The sequence below is a fragment of the Cellulosimicrobium sp. ES-005 genome, assembly GCF_040448685.1.
GTDB classification, from domain to species: domain Bacteria; phylum Actinomycetota; class Actinomycetes; order Actinomycetales; family Cellulomonadaceae; genus Cellulosimicrobium; species Cellulosimicrobium cellulans_G.
Window position 1 is genome coordinate 173,738 of sequence record NZ_CP159290.1, and the last position, 15,831, is coordinate 189,568.

Consider the following 15,831-nt stretch of genomic DNA (forward strand, 5'->3'; position numbering starts at 1 on the left):
ATAGAGCCGTGGTCCTGCCCGACGGCGGTCTGGTCACCTTGGGTGGTCGGGGTGGGTGGTGGTGCCGCGTCTACCATCCGCCGCTCGTTCCTCGCGGCTCCCGCCAGGCCCGACCACGACGCGGCACCACCACCCACCCCGCCCGACGTCGTCTCGCCCTGGTCCTCGCTCGCCCGGGTGACACGCCCGTGCGGCCCGCCGTCGGACATCAGGGACTACGCCGACGGGCGATCCGACTGCAGCGGGCGACCGGCTGCGTCGAGGACGACCTGGGCTCTACTTCAGCGGACCACGGCTCTACTTCGGGGGACCAGGGCTCTACCTCGGGCAACCATGCTCTACCTCGGCGGGCCAGGGCTCTACCTCGCGTGACCAGGGGTCTACTTGGGCGGGCCGGGGGTCTGCCTCGGCGGGCCGGGGGTCTGCCTCGGCGGTCGGCGGGTCGGCGCGGGCTGTCAGGCGCGGTGGTGCTCGACGTCGTCGCGGTGCAGGAGGTCCTCGCGGACGACGCGGCGCAGGACCTTGCCGATCTGGGAGCGTGGGAGCTCCGGCACGACGGCGAGCGTGCGGGGAAGGGCGTAGCGGGCCAGGCGCTTCTCGCCCCACTCGCGCACGGCGGCGAGGTCGACGCGCGGGGGCGAGCCGGCGTCGTCGGCGTCGTCGAGCACGACGACGGCCGCGACGTGCTCGTCCGAGCCGCTGCCGGGGACGCCCACGACGGCGACGTCCCGGACGCCCGGCATCCCGCGCAGGTGGTCCTCGACCTGGGAGGGGTACACCTTGAACCCGCCGGTGACGATCATCTCCTTGATGCGGTCGACGAGCGTGACGAGCCCGGCGTCGGGGCCGTCGAGCGCGACGCGGACGACGTCGCCCGTGCGCAGCCAGCCGTCGTCGAGGAGCTGGTGCGCGGTCTCCTCGGGGCGGTTCCAGTAGCCGCGGAACACCTGCGGGCCGCGCACGAGCAGCTCGCCGCGCACGGTGCGCGGTGCAGCGGGGTCGTCGGTGGGCTCGGGGTCGGCGTCGCGCAGGACGCCCGCGTCGAGCGCGTCGGCGTCGACGACCCGGATCTCCGTGCTGGGGAAGGGAAGGCCGAGGGTCCCGGGGCGGCGGTCGTCGGAGCAGGGGTTGCCGAGCGAGATCGGGGACGTCTCGGTCATGCCGTAGCCCTCGATGAGCAGGCCGCCCGTCGCGTCCTCCCAGCGCCGTGCGGTCTCCGCCGTGAGGGGCATCGCGCCCGCGAACGCGAGGCGGATCGAGGTGAGGTCGGAGCCCGGCCCGGGCGCGTCCGCGGCGGCGGCGACGATGCGGTCGAACATGGGCGCGACGCCGGGCAGGAACGTCGCGGGGCGGCGCGCCTGCGCGGCGACGAACGCCTGCGGGTCGAACTTCGGGAACGCGACGAGCGTCGCGCCGATGCGCGCAGGCAGGGTGAGGCAGAACGTCAGCCCGAACGCGTGGAAGAAGGGCAGCACGCCGTAGACGGTCTCGGCACCTTCCTCGAACGTGGCCCACGCCTGGCCCTGCACGACGTTGGCGACGAGGTTGCGGTGCGTGAGCACCGCGCCCTTGGGCGTGCCCGTGGTGCCGCCCGTGTACTGGAGGAGCGCGACGTCGTCGGCGCCCGGGTGGGGGAGCGCCGGGGGGAGCGCCCGCGCACGGCGGACGAGGTCGTGCCAGTCGGGGACGCCCGCGGGGACGGGGCCGCGCAGCGCGTCGCGCTGGGCGCGCGCCCGCGCGACGGGCAGGCGCAGCGCGAGGCGGCTCCCGCGGGGCAGGTCGCGCGCGATGTCGAGCCCGACGACGGTGCGCAGGCCAGCCGCGTGCGCGCGGGCGTCGAGCACGGCGGGGACGGTCTTGGTCCACACGACGGCGACGCTCGCGCCGGAGTCGGCGAGCTGGTGGGCGAGCTCGTCGGCGGTGTAGGTGGGGTTGTGCTCGACCACGACGGCGCCGAGGCGCTGGACGGCGTAGAACGCGACGACGTGCGACGTCCCGTTGGGCAGCACGAGCGCGACGCGGTCGCCGTGGCGCACGCCGAGGTCGTGCAGGGCGCTCGCGGCGCGCTCGACCTGCGCGACGAGCCGGGCGTAGGTCGTGGTCGCGCCGAAGAAGTCGACCGCGACGCGGTCCGGCCAGCGCTCGGCCGCGCGGTAGAGGGCGGCCGTGACCGGCTCGTCGGGCACCGCGACGTCCGTCGGGACGCCGGGAGCGTAGCGGGCGGTCCACGGCCTCGTCGCCAGAGTGTTCACTACGCCACCGTAACCTACGGTTGCGTAGGTTGTGTGCGGCGTCGGTGTGGTCATCGGTCCTTCGCGTAGGCGAACAGGTCCTTCTCGCGCGTCGTGGCCAGGGCGACGGCGACGCCTGCCACGGCACCCGCCAGCACGGACAGGGTCACGCGCGCACCGAGGATCGCGCCGACCAGCAGGTCGCCGTCCCGGCCGAACCAGGCGAGGGAGAGCGACATCCCGACAGCTACCGCCGGAGCGGTCCACAGCACCGACTCCAGCGACACGATCGTCCACAGGTCACGCCGTCGCATCCCGTCGTGGAGGGCCGTGGCGAGCTCCACCCGGCGAGCCCGTACGGTGACGAGGGCCACGGCGGCAGCGATCAGCCCGACGAGGAGCCCTCCGAACCGGGTGACGCGCTCGTGGAACAGCCCGGCGCCATCGAGCCCGGAACCCAGCATGGAGTTGAGCTGCTGCACCTGGGGGACGTCGTCGGCATCGCCGCCCGGCCGGAGCACGGTGAAGAGGAGGGGGTTCAGCTCCGTGGTCATCGGCCACGCCTCGACCCAGCACTCGTCGAAGGGTGCGCGGTACCCGGTGACGCTCACCGCGAGATAGCCGTACCCGTCCCTCCGCCCGTCGCGAGGGTAGGCGTAGGTGCCCGCGAGGCGAGACGTCCCGGTCGTCGCGGAGAGCCGGTCGCCGAGCTCGAGGCCGAGCGTCGCGACGGCGTCGTCAGTCAGGATCAGGCCCGGCCCGCCGTCGGTCGTGGCGCCGACGACGGCCGGGAACCCTGGACTCGCGTCGGCGGCGGGCATCGGGGCACCGGGAAGGGCGACGGCGGCGACGGGCTCGTCCGGTCGGACGGTGAGCGCACCCGCGGCGTGCACCCCGGGCAGATCGCGCAACGACTCGCACCGCGCGCCGTCGACCCGGCCCGGTGCCGAGATCGTGAGGACCGACCCACCCGCCGCCCGGAAGTCCGCGGCCTGCTGTTCGAGCGTCGCCACGGTCGAGATCTCGGCGACCGTCGCGGTCACCACCAGGCCGATCAGCACCAGCGCCAGCGTGACGCAGCGTGCGGTACCTGTGGAAGCGTTGCGCCACGCCTCGCGCAGGATCGAGCGCAGCCTCATGCGGCGGGGTCCAGCGTCAGGTCGACGTGGTCCGAGCAGGAGTCGCGGGTCGCGGCGTCGTGGGTCGCGACGACGATGATCGTCCCGGGCGAGCGCAGCGCACCGAGGGACTCGTTGACGGTGCGGGCGGTCGGCAGGTCGAGCTGGGCGGTCGGCTCGTCCACGAGCAGGAGACCCGGTTCCGACGCGATGGCTCGTGCCAGCATCAGGCGCTGCGCCTCCCCGCCCGAGAGGCGGCGGAACTGCTGCTGCGCGATGTCGTCGAGCCCGAACCTGCTCAGGAGGTCGGCGGCTCGTCGCTCCGCCTCTCGGGGGTGCAGCCCCCGGACGAGCAGCGGGAGCGCGACGTGGTCGAGCGCCGAGCGCCGCGGCGTCCCGTGCGGGTTCTGGAACACCCATCCGGTCCGCTCGATGCCGTCCCGCGCGACGGTGCCCTCGCGGGGTTCCTCCCACCCGGCGAGCAGGCCGAGCAGGGTGCTCTTGCCCGACCCCGACGGACCGGTGAGCGCGTAGGTGCGACCTGGCCGCAGATCGAGGTCGAGCCCGCGGAAGAGCCAGGGGCGCCGGGGGAAGTGGTGCCCGAGGCCGGTCGCCGTCACGCGCACGGGGCGTCCGGCCGGGGCGACGTGTCGACGGCGGTCGGCGGGGTGCCGTCGAACAGGACGAACGTCTGCCCGAGCTCGGACCCGACGACCCGCAGCCTGTGGGGCACGGCGTCCGTGGTCACGCAGGTCGTCCCGTCAGGTGCCGTGATCACGGCGGACGGTGGGACGACCGACACGTCGACCGGTTCTGCCAACCGCAGCTGACCGACCGGCGCCTCGTCGCCCGTGCCTGCTTGCTGGAGCGAGGGCGCTGCGTCGAGCTGTGCGAGCAGTGCTGGGTCGGTGACCGGGTTCTGCGGCTCGACCGCGACGTCGATCCCGTCCACACGGAGCGTGCGCGCCCCGGCGACGAGGTCGGACGGCGCGCCGTCGCGCAATGCGACGCCTGCCAGCGTGCCGGGCGTCACGATGAGCTCCGCGCCGGCCTCGAGCTGGCTCCCTGTCGTGACCGAGCACTCCGCGACGGTGACCGAGGGTCCGGGGATCCAGAGGAAACGAGATCGCGGAACGGAGGTGAGGGCCGAGGGGTCACCGAGGTCGTCGAAGAGTGCGTTGACGGCACGCAGGGTCTTCGTGCCGAGCGTTCCGGTGGCCTCGACCGGGTGCCCCAGACGCGTCAGCTCCTCCTGCAGCGCCCGCACGTCGTTGCCCTGGGTGCCGACCGGAAGGTCCCGCCACAGCGGGAGCGTCGTCGCGAGCGCGACGACCGGTGCGTCGTCGAGCCAGAGCGGCGCGGTCCCGGACTCGATGGTCGAGCCGGGACGGCAGTCGAAGCGTGTGACGAGACCGCTACCGGGTGATGCCAGCCCCGACTCCTCGCCACGGGCGACGGCGAGCCGGACGGAGCGGACGTCGTCGAACGTCGCGGACCGGACCTCGAAGGTGGTGATGGGAGCGGGAGGTCGAAGGGCTGCGGGGACGGCCGGGGACGTCCACGCGGCACCGAGAACGACCCCCACGGCGACGAGCGTCAGTGCGCCGATCACCCACAGGCCCACCGTGGCCGGGCTGCGACCCTCACTCACCGGCCAGGCCGAGCGGGTCGCTCGAGCACGACGTCAGCGCCTCGCGGAGCTCGGTCGACAGGGCGGCGAGGTCGGAGAACCGCCCCTCCATGTCGGTGAGGTAGTCGTCTGCCGCGTAGCCCGCCGGTACGACCTCGCGACGGACCAGGCACTCCGCCATGATCGTCGGGACGTCGAGGTTGTCCGGGTTGGACGCCATGATGTCGTGCAGCGCCCCGACCGTGTCGGCGCTCGACTCACGCTCGCAGGTCTTCACGACCTCGTACGGGTCGCTCCCGTCCGGCAGGGGCGAGGCCTCGTACGACCCGTCGGGCTCGAAGCCGGAGAAGGTCACGCCCTCCGCCTCGAGGCACGTGCGGAACTTCTCCTCCATCTCCGCGTACTCCGCGTCCGTGATCTCCTCGTCGGCGAGCGCCTGACGAGCGAAGTCGGACCCGGCGTCGGAGTAGAAGGCCGTGAACTCGGCGGCGTAGGGGCCGTCGAACGCGGGAACGTCGACGGCCGTCCCGTCGTCGACGCTCGACCCGACGGAATCCGGGGTGCCGCACGCGGCAAGGAGCGGGACGAGGGCGGCGAGAGCCGCCGCGGCGACGCGTCGCCGCGTCGACCTGCGAAGAGACATGATGCTCCGATCACTGCGGTCGTCGGGGACGGGCGGGCCCGCGTGCCGCCGAGCGACGGCGTCCGGACGCTCGGCAGCACGTGAGTCGAACTACTTGACGTCGTAGTACGCCTTGTTCCCGAACCAACGGACCTCGTCCCACTGGTACGACCACTTCCCCGCGGAGACCCAACCGGAGCTGCGGAGCCCGTTCTCCCCGTAGGTCGAGGACTTGTGGACCCGGCTGCCGTGGTAGTAGTGCGACCAGACGTCCTTGGCGTCGGCGCCGTGGTCCCACGTGCCTCCCACGGACGGGTAGCTGATCGTCGCGCTGGCGGGGCCAGCCGCTCCGAGCGCGACACCCGCGGCGAGCGTGGCAGTGATGACCGCCGTCTTGACCTTTCGCATCAATCCCCCTCAGTGTTGATCGGTCGTCCGCAGTAAAGCGCCGAGGTGAGACGATTCATCGGGTATGTCCGTTATCCGAGACGCGGAGACGCCGGGACCTCGTCGTAGACCTCGCCGGGGAGCCGGACGGTCACGACGAGGCCGCCCTCGGGTCGCGCGGCGAGCGTGACGGAACCGCCGTGGGCGCCCACCACGGCGCGGACGATCGACAGCCCGAGCCCGAGCCCGCTCCCCGTGCCGTCGCCGGTGCGCTCGCCGCCCAGCCGCCGGAAGGGCTCGAACAGGCCCGGGAGGTCGTCGGGCGCGACGGGCGGACCGGGGTTGACGACCTCGAGCACGGCGTCGCCGCCGGCGTCGGACCGCGTGGCGACCCGCACCCAGCCGTCGTGGCGGAGGTTGTAGCGCTCGGCGTTCTCGACGAGGTTGCGCACGAGCTGCTCGAGCAGCAGCGGGTCGCCGGACGTCGGAGCCTCGTCGCACGACGCCTCGATCCGGACGGCGGGGGTCGTGCTGGGCGTCGTCGCGACCACCGCGTACGCGGCGCTGCGCGCGTGGCCGACCCACGTCCCGGCCTGGGCGTCGCTCGGCGGCCTCGCCGCGACCGTCATCGTCGGCGTGGTCGCGGGCCTCTACCCGGCCGAGCGCGCGGCGCGGCTCTCACCGACGGAGGCCCTGGCCGTCCGGTGAGCGCCAGCCCGCGAGGACGCGGTCGAGCGCCGCGCGGCCCGCGGGCCCCCAGCGGGTCTTGCCGCCGGGCAGCCCGCGGTCCCCGTTCTGCCCCATGAGCAGGAGGAAGAGGGCCTTGAGCGCCGCCAGCCCGCGGGCGCGCCGGACCGTCGCGTCGTCGGCGCGCCCGTAGGCGTCGAAGAAGCGCGCGGCGGTGCCCGCGGGCAGCAGCACCCAGGCGGCGGCGAGGTCCCACGCGGGGTCGCCCGCGAACAGGTCGCCGAAGTCGACGACGCCCGCGAGCGTCCCGTCCGCGACGACGACGTTCGCGGGGTGCAGGTCCCCGTGCACCCACACGGGCGGCCCCTCCCACGCGGTGGCCGCGACGGCGTCGGCCCAGACCGCCCGGACGTCGGCGGCGTCGTCGGGGGCGACGGCGCGCAGGAACCCCTCGAAGCCGTCCGTGGCGTCGCGGGGGTGGGCGCCCCGGTCCGTGGACGTCGGCGCGTCGGCGGGCGCCGCGACGTGCAGCGCCCGGAGGAAGCCCGCCAGCGCGTCGGCGGCGTGCGCGCCCCGGGTGATCGTGCCGTGGTCCAGCGGCTCGCCGGAGACCCAGGTCATGACCGTCCAGTGCCGCGGGAGACGCGCGGACGGCTCGCCGTGCCGCACCGGCGTCGGCACGGGGAGCGGGAGGTGCGGCGCGAGCACGGGCAGCCACCGCCGCTCCTTGAGCTGGGGCTCCGGCGTCGGGTCCATGCGCTGCACCCGGACGGCCAGGTCGTCGCCGAGCCGCCACATCTGGTTTCCCCAGCCGCCCGCGACCTCGCGGAGCGGCAGCGCGGCGAGGTCGGGGTGCTGCGCCGCCAGCGCCTCGCGGACGAGGTCGGCGGTGATCGGGGTCTCCGTGGCGCTCATCGCGCCCACGGTACTGACGCGGCGACCCTACGCGGCGACGTCACCCTTCAGGGTGTCGCGGGCCGCGACCGAGTGGCGGTAGCCGTAGAACGCGTAGATCACCAGGCCCACGACGACCCAGCCGAGGAACCGGAGCCACGTGAGGGTCGTGAGGTTCGCCATGAGCCACAGGCACGCGACGCCGGACACGATCGGCAGCACGGGCGACCACGGGACCTTGAACGAGCGCTGCAGGTCGGGGCGCGAGCGGCGCAGGACCGGGATGCCGAAGCTCACGAGGACGAACGCCGAGAGCGTCCCGATGTTGATCATCTCCTCGAGCAGCTCCACCTGGGACAGCCCGGCGATGAGCGCGACGACGACCCCCACCCCCACCTGGAGGCGGATCGGCGTGTGGTACCGGTGCGAGGTCCGGGAGATGCCGCGAGGGAGGAGGCCGTCGCGGCTCATCGCGAAGACGACGCGCGTGAGCCCGAGGAGCAGCACCATGATCACCGTCGTCAGGCCGACGAGGATGCCCACGGAGATGACCCGTCCGGCCCAGTCGGCGCCCACGAGGATGAACGCCGTCGTGAGCGACGGCGCGTCGGACTCCGCGAGCTCGGTGTACGACACCATGCCCGTCACGACGAGCGTCACGAGGATGTACAGGACCGTGACGATCGCGAGGCCGCCGAGGATGCCGCGCGGGAGCGTGCGCTGCGGGTCCTTGGCCTCCTCGGCCGTGGTCGCGACGACGTCGAACCCGATGAACGCGAAGAACACGAGCGCGGCGCCCGCGAGCAGGCCCATGACGCCGTACGTCGTGGGCTCGAGCCCCGTGAGGAAGCCGACGAGCGGCTGCTCGAGCGCGGTCTGCTCCGGCGCGGGCTGGGCGGGCGGCACGAACGGCGAGTAGTTCGACGCGTCGACGAAGAAGAACCCGACGACGATGACGAACAGCGTGATGCCGACCTTGATGACGGTGAACACGCTGTTGACGCGCGTGCTGAGCTTGGTGCCGATCGCGAGCAGCGTGGTGAACACCGCGACGATGAACACCGGGCCCCACTCGAGGTCGACCGGACCGATCGGGACGGTCAGCGGCAGGTCGATGCCGAACAGCCCGAACGCGTCACCGAGGTAGACGCCCCAGAACTTCGCGATGACCGCCGACGCGAGCAGCATCTCCAGGATGAGGTCCCACCCGATGATCCACGCGACGAGCTCGCCCATGGTCGCGTAGGAGAACGTGTACGCCGACCCGGCGACGGGGATCGCGGAGGCGAACTCGGCGTAGCACATGACGGCCAGGGCGCACACGATCGACGCGATGACGAACGAGACGATGACGCTGGGCCCGGCGTAGTTCGCGGCTGCCGTCGCGCCGACGGAGAAGATGCCCGCGCCGACCGCGACCGCGACCCCCAGGACCGCGAGGTCCCAGGACGTCAGGCTGCGCTTGAGCGAGCGCTCCGGGTCGTCGATCGCCGCGAGCGAGTCCTCGACGGACTTGCGACGGAACAGGCCGGTCCTCGTGGCCACGGGTGCGCCTCCCCGGCGTCGGTGACAGGTCCGTCCATTGAACCGGTCCCGTGCCCTCGTCGCGCGGCGGGCGGCCCGGCGTGGTGTCCCGGGCCGACGGCGGTCAGGCCGGGTGCCAGCGCGCTCCCCAACGGCGGGTCAGGCGACCGCCCGACGTCGCGGCGTGGGCGCGCACGCCGGCCTCCACCGCGTCGGCGACCGTGTGCGCGGCGGCGTCCGTGTCGGCGAGGAAGCGGACGGTGACGCGCGCCTCGCCGCGCACGACGCCGACGTCGTACGCCTCGACCGTCGTCAGGTCGCGCGCCGCGGCCGCGGCGGCGGGCAGCACGGCCTCGGGGTCGGCGCCCGGGCGCAGCAGGCCCACGGCGAGGGTCACGCGGTACGACGGCACGGCTCAGCCGAGCTCCGGGAGACCGGCCTCGTCGCACGGGTCGAGGTCGACCGGGCCGGACACGTCGAGGCGGACCAGGTCGCCGTCGGCGGTGACGCGCACCGACCACCCCGCCGGGTCCTCGGCCTCGACCGAGGCGGACCCGCCGTGCTCGGCCTCGACGACGCCCGAGGGTGCGCCGAAACCGTGCTCGTCGAGCACCGGGGCGATCGCGTCGGGGACGTCCGCGAGCAGGCCGTACGCGTCCGCGCCCCCCGGCGTGGCCCGGGCGTCGGGAAGGAAGACGACGCAGCGACCGTCGTCCTGCGCCGTCGCCGAGGCGCCCCCGTCGTCGTCGGCCCAGCCGTCCGCGCCGTAGACGTCCTGGACGGCGGCGAGGACGTCCTGCCGGGCCTCCTCGTACCCCGCGACGGCGTCCGGTGCGGGCGGCGGCTCCGTCGGCTCGGCGTCGCCGCCGCACGCGGCGAGCGTGGCGAGGGCGCCCAGCGCGAGCACCGCCCCGGCGGTGCGCGTCGTCGCGCCCCGGCGCGGTGTCGTGGCCTGCTCCGTCATGGTCCCCCTCGGTCGTCGCGTGCGTCGTCCGCGGGGGACGCTACCAGCGCGCACCGACGCGAGGTCAGAGGTGCGGCCCGCGCGGGGATGGGGAGCGCGCACCATGGACCGGCGTGGGCGGACGGCGGTACCGTCTCGGCGACCTGCGGGCGAGGGGGAGACATGAGCGGGATGTACGGGGCGGACGTCGCACAGCTGCGACAGCTCGGACAGCGGTTGTCCGAGGCCGCCGACAGGTTGACGTCGCTGCGCGGCGAGCTCGACGCGCTGGTGACGTCGAGCCCCTGGGAGGGGCCGGACGGCGACGCCCTGCGCGGCGAGTGGTCCACGTCGCACGCACCGGCCGTCGCGGCGGTCGGGGCGGTCCTCGGCGACGCCGCGACCGCCGTCGTGCGCCAGGCGGACCAGCAGGAGAGCGCGAGCACCGACGGTGCCGGGGGGTCGGGCGGCGGTGGCTCGGGTGGCGGCGGCGACCGCAGCACCCCGGGCGAGGACGGCGACCGGCCCGGGGACCCGGACCTCACTGACGACCTCGGCGACTACGAGGACGTCCCGCCGATCGACCTCGAGAACGAGGACTTCTCGCTCGACGACATCAACCAGGGCCAGGTCGGGGACTGCTGGTTCCTCGCCGGCCTGGGCGCCGTCGCGACGACCGACCCGGAGTTCCTGCGCGAGCACATCCGGCTCAACGACGACGGCACGTACACCGTGACGATGTACAAGGACGGCGAGCCGGTCGAGATCGTCGTGGAGGCGACGGTTCCGGAGAACGGCGTCGGCGGCCAGAACGGCGAGCCGAACTGGGTGTCGATCTACGAGAAGGCGGCGGCCGAGTACTTCGGCGGCGACTACCAGGACATCGACGGCGGGCACTCCGACGACGCGTTCGAGGCGATCACCGGCCGCCCCGCCGAGCGGTCGGGCGAGCTCAGCCTCTCCGACATCCAGGACCGGCTGAAGGACGGGCCCGTCGCCGTGGGCACCGAGGACGACGACGCGTTCTGGTGGTGGGAGGACGAGGTCGACGACAGCCGGATCGTGCCCAACCACGCCTACGTCGTCACCGAGGTCAAGGAGATCGACGGCGAGATGAAGATCCACGTCGTCAACCCGTGGGGACCCGGCGGCGGCACCCTGGACGGCGAGCAGAAGGTCGGCGACCTGTGGCTCACCGAGCAGGAGTACAAGGAGAACTTCGACTCCGTCTACTCGGGAGGCTGACGCATGGCAGGCAAGGACGAGGTGCGCCGCGCGCGCGTGCCGCAGGGAGCGCAGGCGGAGTTCGCCGACGTGCGGGTGGGGGTGATGCGCGTCGGCGTCGGCGCGGGGCGGGCGCTCGCGCAGCTCGCGGTCCGCTCCCCGCGCGGCGAGGACGTCCTGCGGGCGGACCTCGGGGACGCGATCGACCTGCACGGCGCGGGCATGCTCCACGTCGACGACGTGGAGGGCGAGCCGGGGAGCTCGGGCGGGGCCGTGACGTTCACGTTCACGCCCGCCTGAGACGAGTCGTCGGCCCGAGCGCGCGGTCGACCGGGCTCTCAGCCCGCGGCGTCGACGGCGAGCACGGCGACGAGGAAGTCGGCGTCCGGGGTCCACGGGCGCAGGTCCCACGTCGCGAGGGCGACGTCGAGGCGCAGCCCCGCCTCCGCGGCGTCGGCCAGGAACCGCTCGGGCGCGTAGCCGCGCCCGGTGCCGAAGCCGACGACGGCGCGACCGTGCGGGGCGAGGTGCGCCCGGAAGCGGCGCAGGACCTCGACCTCGGTGCCCGGCGCGAGGAACGTCACGACGTTGCCCGCGCACACGATCGCGTCGAACGGCTCGGTGACGCCCTCGGCGGGCAGGTCGAGCTCGGCGAGGTCGCCCACCCGCCAGTCGGGCCCCGGGTGGTCGGCGCGCGCCGCCTCGACCAGCACCGGGTCGACGTCGACCCCGACGACCGTGTGGCCGCGCGCGAACAGCTCTGCGCCCACGCGCCCCGGCCCGCTCCCGGCGTCGAGCACGCGCGACCCGCGGGGCAGCATGGCGTCGACCAGGCGTGCCTCGCCGGCGAGGTCGGCGCCGCGTGCGGCCATCGCGCGGAAGCGTTCGACGTACCAGGTGGAGTGGGACGGGTCGGCGGCGGTCTTCTGCTCCCAGCGCGAGGGACGGGTGGCGCTCATGCCGCCGACGCTACCCGTGCGGGGTGAGACCGGTCCCGTGACCTTGGTCCCCGGTGTCCTCGGCCACGTCGCGCTGAGAGAATCGAGGGATGTCTCCCGCAGCGCCCGCCTCGCCGACCGCCCACCCCACGTCTCCCGGCGCGGCACCCGTGACCGCCCTCGCGAGCAGCGCCCCGACCGGCGAGGTCCTCGCGGTGTGCCGCGTGCACGCCCTCCTGCCGGACGCCGGCCCCGTCGGCGTCACGGCGATCGACAAGCGGCCCGTCGACGGCCCGGTGAAGGTCCGACGCCTCGGCCTCTACGCCGACCTCCAGGCCGACCGCGCGAACCACGGGGGCGAGGAGCAGGCCGTGTACGCGTACGGCCAGGACGACGCCGACTGGTGGGTCGGGCAGCTCCGGCGCGAGATCCCGCCGGGACTGTTCGGCGAGAACCTGCGGGTGCGGGGCATCCCCGTGAGCGAGGCGGTCGTCGGGGAGCGCTGGTCCGCGGGCACGGCGCTGCTCGAGGTCACCCAGCCCCGCACGCCGTGCTCGACGTTCGCGCGGCGGCTCGGGGAGGACAGGTGGGTCAAGCGCTTCACCGTCGCGAACCGGACCGGCGCGTACCTGCGGGTCGTGCGGAACGGCGAGCTGCAGGCGGGGGACGCGGTGACGGTCTGCTACCGGCCCGAGCACGGCGTGACGCTCGCCGACTGGTTCGGGGCGTGGAACGCGCGCGGTGCGGACCCGGAGCGTGCCGCCGACGTCGCGCGCCGGCTGCTCGTCGCGCACCTCGAGGGCGACGTCGCGCTGACCGACGAGATGCTGGCGCGCGCCGAGGTCGCGGCCGGGCGGCGCATCGAGGACTGAGCGGACACGCGTCCCACCTGCGGCGACACGGCCGCGAGCCGTGTGGGACGAGTTCATGCGGACCGCTGACAAACCGGCGGTGCTCCACTACGCTCCCTGCTGAGCGCTCACTCGTATCAATGTCGATCAAGCAGGGAGCACGACATGAAGAAGTTCCTCAGCTCCGCCCTCGTGGCAGGTCTCCTCGCGACCGGTGCGGTCGCCCTGACCGCCCCCGCGGCCTCCGCCGCCGTCGTCGGGTGCAGCGTCTCCGGGCCCAGCGTGTCCGGGACCACCGCGCGGGTGACGAACATCAACTGCACGTACGCGCGCGTCGTCGTCAAGTACGTCAGCAACGGCACGGTGCGCACGTCGTACGGGGCGTGGGTCGCGGCGGGTCACACCTCGACGGCGTACGTCCCGTCGATCTCGGCGATCGTCTCGCTCTCCGCGGACGGCAGCCGCTGACCCTCCGGCACCGGCCACGCACGGCCCGCCGGCGCTCCTCGCAGGGCGTCGGCGGGCCGTGCGGTCAGCGCTCCGCGCGCGGGATGCGAGGGGCGCGCGGGCCGCGCGGCGGCTCGTTCGGCGGCCACTCGCCGTCGTCGGAGCCGTCGTCGGCGGTGAAGAGCAGGTCGTGCAGGCGGACCTGCACGTTCTCGACGTCGGGCACGTCGTGCAGGTTCAGCCCCGGCTTGTCCGTCGCGTCCGAGATGACGAGCGTCCCGCAGCCGAAGAGCCGGTCGATCGGGCCCTTCTCGTAGTTCACGTCGTTGATGCGGTACAGGGGGATGTCCCGCCCGGTGCGCGTGATGATGCCCGAGCGCATCGCGATGCGCTTGTTCGTCACGGTGTACTCCGTGGTCCGCCAGCGCAGCCACGGCACGAACACCCAGACGACCGCCGCGACGAGGGCGAGGCCCGCGACGACCCAGCGGACGACGTCGTTCGGGACGAGCACGACCGTCACGACGACCGCCGCGACGAGCACGACCAGCAGCACGAACGGCCAGAACAGCGCCTTCGCGTGCTCCTTGAGCTCCATGACGACGTGCTCGCCCTCGGTGAGGTGCTTCTCGCTCAGACCCATGGGCAGCATCGTGCCACCTCGCGGTCCGCACGGGGAGGGTCGTCCCGCCGGTCGGCTCGCCGGGTCTCAGGCCTGGGCGGAGAGGTTCCAGCCCTCGACCGTGCGCAGCCCGTGGCCGTAGCCCAGCAGGCAGATCGCGGCCGTGCCGAGCTCGAACCGCGCGCCCAGCCCCGGGTCGATCCCGAGCCACACGGTCGCGAGGACGCGCAGCAGGTGCCCGTGGGCGAACAGCACGACGTCGTCGCCGCCCTGCAGCGTCGGCTCGACGCGACCGAGCACGCGTCCGGCCCGGTCGGCCACCGCGGAGAGCTCCTCGCCGCGGTGCCCGTTCGCGGCGGCGAGCACGTTGACGCCGTCGCGGAAGATCAGCCACTCGTGGCCGAGCTGCTCGCCGACGTCGACGGCGGTCCGGCCCTCGACGGGGCCGTAGTCCCACTCGGCGAGGTCGTCGTCGGTCTCCGCGTCGGGGAACCCGGCGAGGTCGGCGGTGCGTCGAGCGCGCTGCCGCGGGCTCGTGCGCACGACGGCGGGGCGTCGCCCCCGGCGGTCCGCCCACCCCTGCAGCCACACGCCCGCCGCGACGGCCTGCTGCTCGCCGGCGACCGTGAGCGGGATGTCGGACCGGCCGGTGTGGCGGCCGCTCGCGCTCCACTCCGTCTCCCCGTGGCGCACGAGGACGAGCTGCGGGTCGGGGGTGGTGTCGGTCGTGGTCACGGGTCGGCCTTCCTGGTGGTGTCCTCCAGCAGCATCACCCCGGGACGCCCGGAGCGCGCGTCGGCCGGGTCAGCCGGGGACGCCGTCGACCCCGTTGATCGCGAGGAACACGACGAGGGCGCCGAGCAGGACGACGGCGATCCCGGTCGCGACGAGCAGGACGGTACGGGGGCGGACGCGCACGAGGACTCCGGGGGACGGGGGACGGGCCGAACCCATTCTCGCGCGCAGGCGTCGGTGGGTCCGGCTAGCGTCGAGCGGACACCGACGGGCGGCGACGGCGCCGCGGGGAGGGGAGCGAGATGGTGCACGAGACGGCGGACGGGGAGATCGCGTACGGCAGCCCCGAGTTCGACTGGTCGATCCTCACGGTCCCGACGACGCTCGCGGTCGTGCGCGGCCAGCTCGGGTTCTCGTGGCTCGAGGTCGCGGAACGGCTCGCGACGCTGACGCAGGCGGAGCTCGAGTGGGAGCCGGGGCCGGACGCGCTGCGCGTCGTGCGTCGCGGCACGGAGCGCACGTCGCGCACGCTCGGGGTCGGCGACTGGGTGATGGAGTGGCCCGACGGGCCGGACTCGCCGCAGCCGCGGACGATCGCGTGGCTCGTCGCGCACCTCACCGAGGCGTTCTTCGAGCGGTGGGAGTGGACGTTCGGGCCGCACGAGCGCCGCCGCGACTCCGTGACGTTCTCGGGCGAGGTCGGACCGGCGGTCGCGGGGTTGCGGCACGAGGTGGACCGGTGGCGGGCCGGGGTGGACGCGCTGCCGGACGAGGGGGCGTTCACGGTCGGGCTGAGCCAGGCGACGGAGATCGACGCGCAGGCGCCGTTCGTCCACCTCGTCGCGCACATGAACCGCGAGCTGATCCACCATGGCGCGGAGATCATGGTGCTGCAGGACCTCTACCGTGCGGCGAACGTCACGCCGTGACGAGGTCCGCGAGGGAATCGTGCGGTCGTCCAGATGGTTGCACGGTCAC

The 15,831-nt window shown here is 74.2% G+C and carries 19 protein-coding genes; 5 read left to right on the plus strand and 14 right to left on the minus strand.

Annotated elements, in window-relative coordinates:
* Positions 1-455 precede the first annotated feature (455 nt).
* From ABRQ22_RS00680 to ABRQ22_RS00730, 11 genes are all read right to left on the minus strand, one after another.
* Positions 456-2,306, minus strand: coding sequence for an AMP-binding protein (locus tag ABRQ22_RS00680; protein ID WP_353708222.1), 1,851 nt, complete (start codon positions 2,304-2,306; stop codon positions 456-458).
* Positions 2,303-3,370 carry a hypothetical protein gene (locus ABRQ22_RS00685; RefSeq protein ID WP_353708223.1) on the minus strand — a complete coding sequence of 356 codons (1,068 nt, stop codon included), beginning with the start codon at positions 3,368-3,370 and terminating at the stop codon, positions 2,303-2,305. The genes ABRQ22_RS00680 and ABRQ22_RS00685 overlap by 4 nt, the downstream gene beginning before the upstream one ends.
* On the minus strand, positions 3,367-3,969 hold the full coding sequence (locus ABRQ22_RS00690; protein ID WP_253054343.1) for an ABC transporter ATP-binding protein: 603 nt from the start codon (positions 3,967-3,969) through the stop codon (positions 3,367-3,369). The genes ABRQ22_RS00685 and ABRQ22_RS00690 overlap by 4 nt, the downstream gene beginning before the upstream one ends.
* Complete coding sequence (locus tag ABRQ22_RS00695; RefSeq protein ID WP_353708224.1) at positions 3,966-5,000, minus strand: peptidoglycan-binding domain-containing protein; 1,035 nt, start codon at positions 4,998-5,000, stop codon at positions 3,966-3,968. Before ABRQ22_RS00695 ends, ABRQ22_RS00690 begins: the two co-directional genes overlap by 4 nt.
* On the minus strand, positions 4,993-5,622 hold the full coding sequence (locus ABRQ22_RS00700) for a hypothetical protein (protein ID WP_353708225.1): 630 nt from the start codon (positions 5,620-5,622) through the stop codon (positions 4,993-4,995). The genes ABRQ22_RS00695 and ABRQ22_RS00700 overlap by 8 nt, the downstream gene beginning before the upstream one ends.
* A gap of 90 nt (positions 5,623-5,712) precedes the next feature.
* Positions 5,713-6,009: a lactococcin 972 family bacteriocin gene (locus ABRQ22_RS00705; RefSeq protein WP_353708226.1), complete on the minus strand. Its 297-nt coding sequence runs from the start codon at positions 6,007-6,009 to the stop codon at positions 5,713-5,715.
* 71 nt (positions 6,010-6,080) lie between these two features.
* Positions 6,081-6,617, minus strand: a complete 537-nt coding sequence (locus ABRQ22_RS00710; protein WP_353708227.1) for an ATP-binding protein — start codon at positions 6,615-6,617, stop codon at positions 6,081-6,083.
* Positions 6,618-6,666: 49 nt separating this feature from the next.
* Positions 6,667-7,590, minus strand: coding sequence for an aminoglycoside phosphotransferase family protein (locus ABRQ22_RS00715; RefSeq protein WP_353708228.1), 924 nt, complete (start codon positions 7,588-7,590; stop codon positions 6,667-6,669).
* 27 nt (positions 7,591-7,617) lie between these two features.
* Positions 7,618-9,114 (minus strand): amino acid permease, encoded by a 1,497-nt coding sequence (locus tag ABRQ22_RS00720; RefSeq protein WP_353708229.1) that lies wholly within the window; start codon positions 9,112-9,114, stop codon positions 7,618-7,620.
* A gap of 103 nt (positions 9,115-9,217) precedes the next feature.
* Positions 9,218-9,505 carry a hypothetical protein gene (locus ABRQ22_RS00725; protein ID WP_253054322.1) on the minus strand — a complete coding sequence of 96 codons (288 nt, stop codon included), beginning with the start codon at positions 9,503-9,505 and terminating at the stop codon, positions 9,218-9,220.
* A gap of 3 nt (positions 9,506-9,508) precedes the next feature.
* Positions 9,509-10,057 (minus strand): hypothetical protein, encoded by a 549-nt coding sequence (locus tag ABRQ22_RS00730; protein WP_253054319.1) that lies wholly within the window; start codon positions 10,055-10,057, stop codon positions 9,509-9,511.
* Positions 10,058-10,219: 162 nt separating this feature from the next.
* On the opposite strand from ABRQ22_RS00730, the gene ABRQ22_RS00735 reads away from it, so the two are divergent.
* Together ABRQ22_RS00735 and ABRQ22_RS00740 are read left to right on the plus strand one after the other, a co-directional pair.
* Positions 10,220-11,281: a C2 family cysteine protease gene (locus ABRQ22_RS00735; RefSeq protein ID WP_353708230.1), complete on the plus strand. Its 1,062-nt coding sequence runs from the start codon at positions 10,220-10,222 to the stop codon at positions 11,279-11,281.
* A gap of 3 nt (positions 11,282-11,284) precedes the next feature.
* A complete protein-coding gene (locus ABRQ22_RS00740) occupies positions 11,285-11,560 on the plus strand; it encodes a hypothetical protein (protein ID WP_353708231.1) in 276 nt (91 codons plus the stop codon).
* A 38-nt stretch (positions 11,561-11,598) separates the two neighbouring features.
* On the opposite strand, the gene ABRQ22_RS00745 is transcribed toward ABRQ22_RS00740, so the two are convergent.
* Positions 11,599-12,219, minus strand: a complete 621-nt coding sequence (locus tag ABRQ22_RS00745; RefSeq protein ID WP_353708232.1) for a class I SAM-dependent methyltransferase — start codon at positions 12,217-12,219, stop codon at positions 11,599-11,601.
* 89 nt (positions 12,220-12,308) lie between these two features.
* On the opposite strand from ABRQ22_RS00745, the gene ABRQ22_RS00750 reads away from it, so the two are divergent.
* Together ABRQ22_RS00750 and ABRQ22_RS00755 are read left to right on the plus strand one after the other, a co-directional pair.
* Positions 12,309-13,070: an MOSC domain-containing protein gene (locus ABRQ22_RS00750; RefSeq protein WP_353708233.1), complete on the plus strand. Its 762-nt coding sequence runs from the start codon at positions 12,309-12,311 to the stop codon at positions 13,068-13,070.
* A 144-nt stretch (positions 13,071-13,214) separates the two neighbouring features.
* Positions 13,215-13,517, plus strand: a complete 303-nt coding sequence (locus ABRQ22_RS00755) for a hypothetical protein (protein ID WP_253054306.1) — start codon at positions 13,215-13,217, stop codon at positions 13,515-13,517.
* 64 nt (positions 13,518-13,581) lie between these two features.
* Here ABRQ22_RS00755 and ABRQ22_RS00760 read toward each other — a convergent pair whose 3' ends face one another.
* On the minus strand, positions 13,582-14,139 hold the full coding sequence (locus ABRQ22_RS00760; RefSeq protein WP_353708234.1) for a PH domain-containing protein: 558 nt from the start codon (positions 14,137-14,139) through the stop codon (positions 13,582-13,584).
* Between the two features lie 66 nt (positions 14,140-14,205).
* Positions 14,206-14,853, minus strand: a complete 648-nt coding sequence (locus ABRQ22_RS00765; RefSeq protein ID WP_353708235.1) for a histidine phosphatase family protein — start codon at positions 14,851-14,853, stop codon at positions 14,206-14,208.
* A 302-nt stretch (positions 14,854-15,155) separates the two neighbouring features.
* Here ABRQ22_RS00765 and ABRQ22_RS00770 point away from each other — a divergent pair, with 302 nt between their 5' ends.
* The gene (locus ABRQ22_RS00770) at positions 15,156-15,782 is read left to right on the plus strand and encodes a DinB family protein (RefSeq protein WP_253054300.1); all 627 of its coding nucleotides are present in this window, start codon (positions 15,156-15,158) and stop codon (positions 15,780-15,782) included.
* The last annotated feature ends 49 nt before the right edge of the window (positions 15,783-15,831 follow it).

Excerpts from the sequence above, each read along its gene's own strand:
- ABRQ22_RS00745 (WP_353708232.1), bottom strand. The coding sequence starts at position 12,219 with ATGAGCGCCACCCGTCCCTCGCGCTGGGAGCAGAAGACCGCCGCCGAC.
- ABRQ22_RS00730 (WP_253054319.1), bottom strand. The coding sequence starts at position 10,057 with ATGACGGAGCAGGCCACGACACCGCGCCGGGGCGCGACGACGCGCACC.
- ABRQ22_RS00715 (WP_353708228.1), bottom strand. The coding sequence starts at position 7,590 with ATGAGCGCCACGGAGACCCCGATCACCGCCGACCTCGTCCGCGAGGCG.
- ABRQ22_RS00680 (WP_353708222.1), bottom strand. The coding sequence starts at position 2,306 with ATGACCACACCGACGCCGCACACAACCTACGCAACCGTAGGTTACGGT.
- ABRQ22_RS00705 (WP_353708226.1), bottom strand. The coding sequence starts at position 6,009 with ATGCGAAAGGTCAAGACGGCGGTCATCACTGCCACGCTCGCCGCGGGT.
- ABRQ22_RS00735 (WP_353708230.1), top strand. The coding sequence starts at position 10,220 with ATGAGCGGGATGTACGGGGCGGACGTCGCACAGCTGCGACAGCTCGGA.
- ABRQ22_RS00710 (WP_353708227.1), bottom strand. The coding sequence starts at position 6,617 with ATGACGGTCGCGGCGAGGCCGCCGAGCGACGCCCAGGCCGGGACGTGG.
- ABRQ22_RS00740 (WP_353708231.1), top strand. The coding sequence starts at position 11,285 with ATGGCAGGCAAGGACGAGGTGCGCCGCGCGCGCGTGCCGCAGGGAGCG.
- ABRQ22_RS00685 (WP_353708223.1), bottom strand. The coding sequence starts at position 3,370 with ATGAGGCTGCGCTCGATCCTGCGCGAGGCGTGGCGCAACGCTTCCACA.
- ABRQ22_RS00755 (WP_253054306.1), top strand. The coding sequence starts at position 13,215 with ATGAAGAAGTTCCTCAGCTCCGCCCTCGTGGCAGGTCTCCTCGCGACC.
- ABRQ22_RS00760 (WP_353708234.1), bottom strand. The coding sequence starts at position 14,139 with ATGGGTCTGAGCGAGAAGCACCTCACCGAGGGCGAGCACGTCGTCATG.
- ABRQ22_RS00700 (WP_353708225.1), bottom strand. The coding sequence starts at position 5,622 with ATGTCTCTTCGCAGGTCGACGCGGCGACGCGTCGCCGCGGCGGCTCTC.
- ABRQ22_RS00750 (WP_353708233.1), top strand. The coding sequence starts at position 12,309 with ATGTCTCCCGCAGCGCCCGCCTCGCCGACCGCCCACCCCACGTCTCCC.
- ABRQ22_RS00770 (WP_253054300.1), top strand. The coding sequence starts at position 15,156 with ATGGTGCACGAGACGGCGGACGGGGAGATCGCGTACGGCAGCCCCGAG.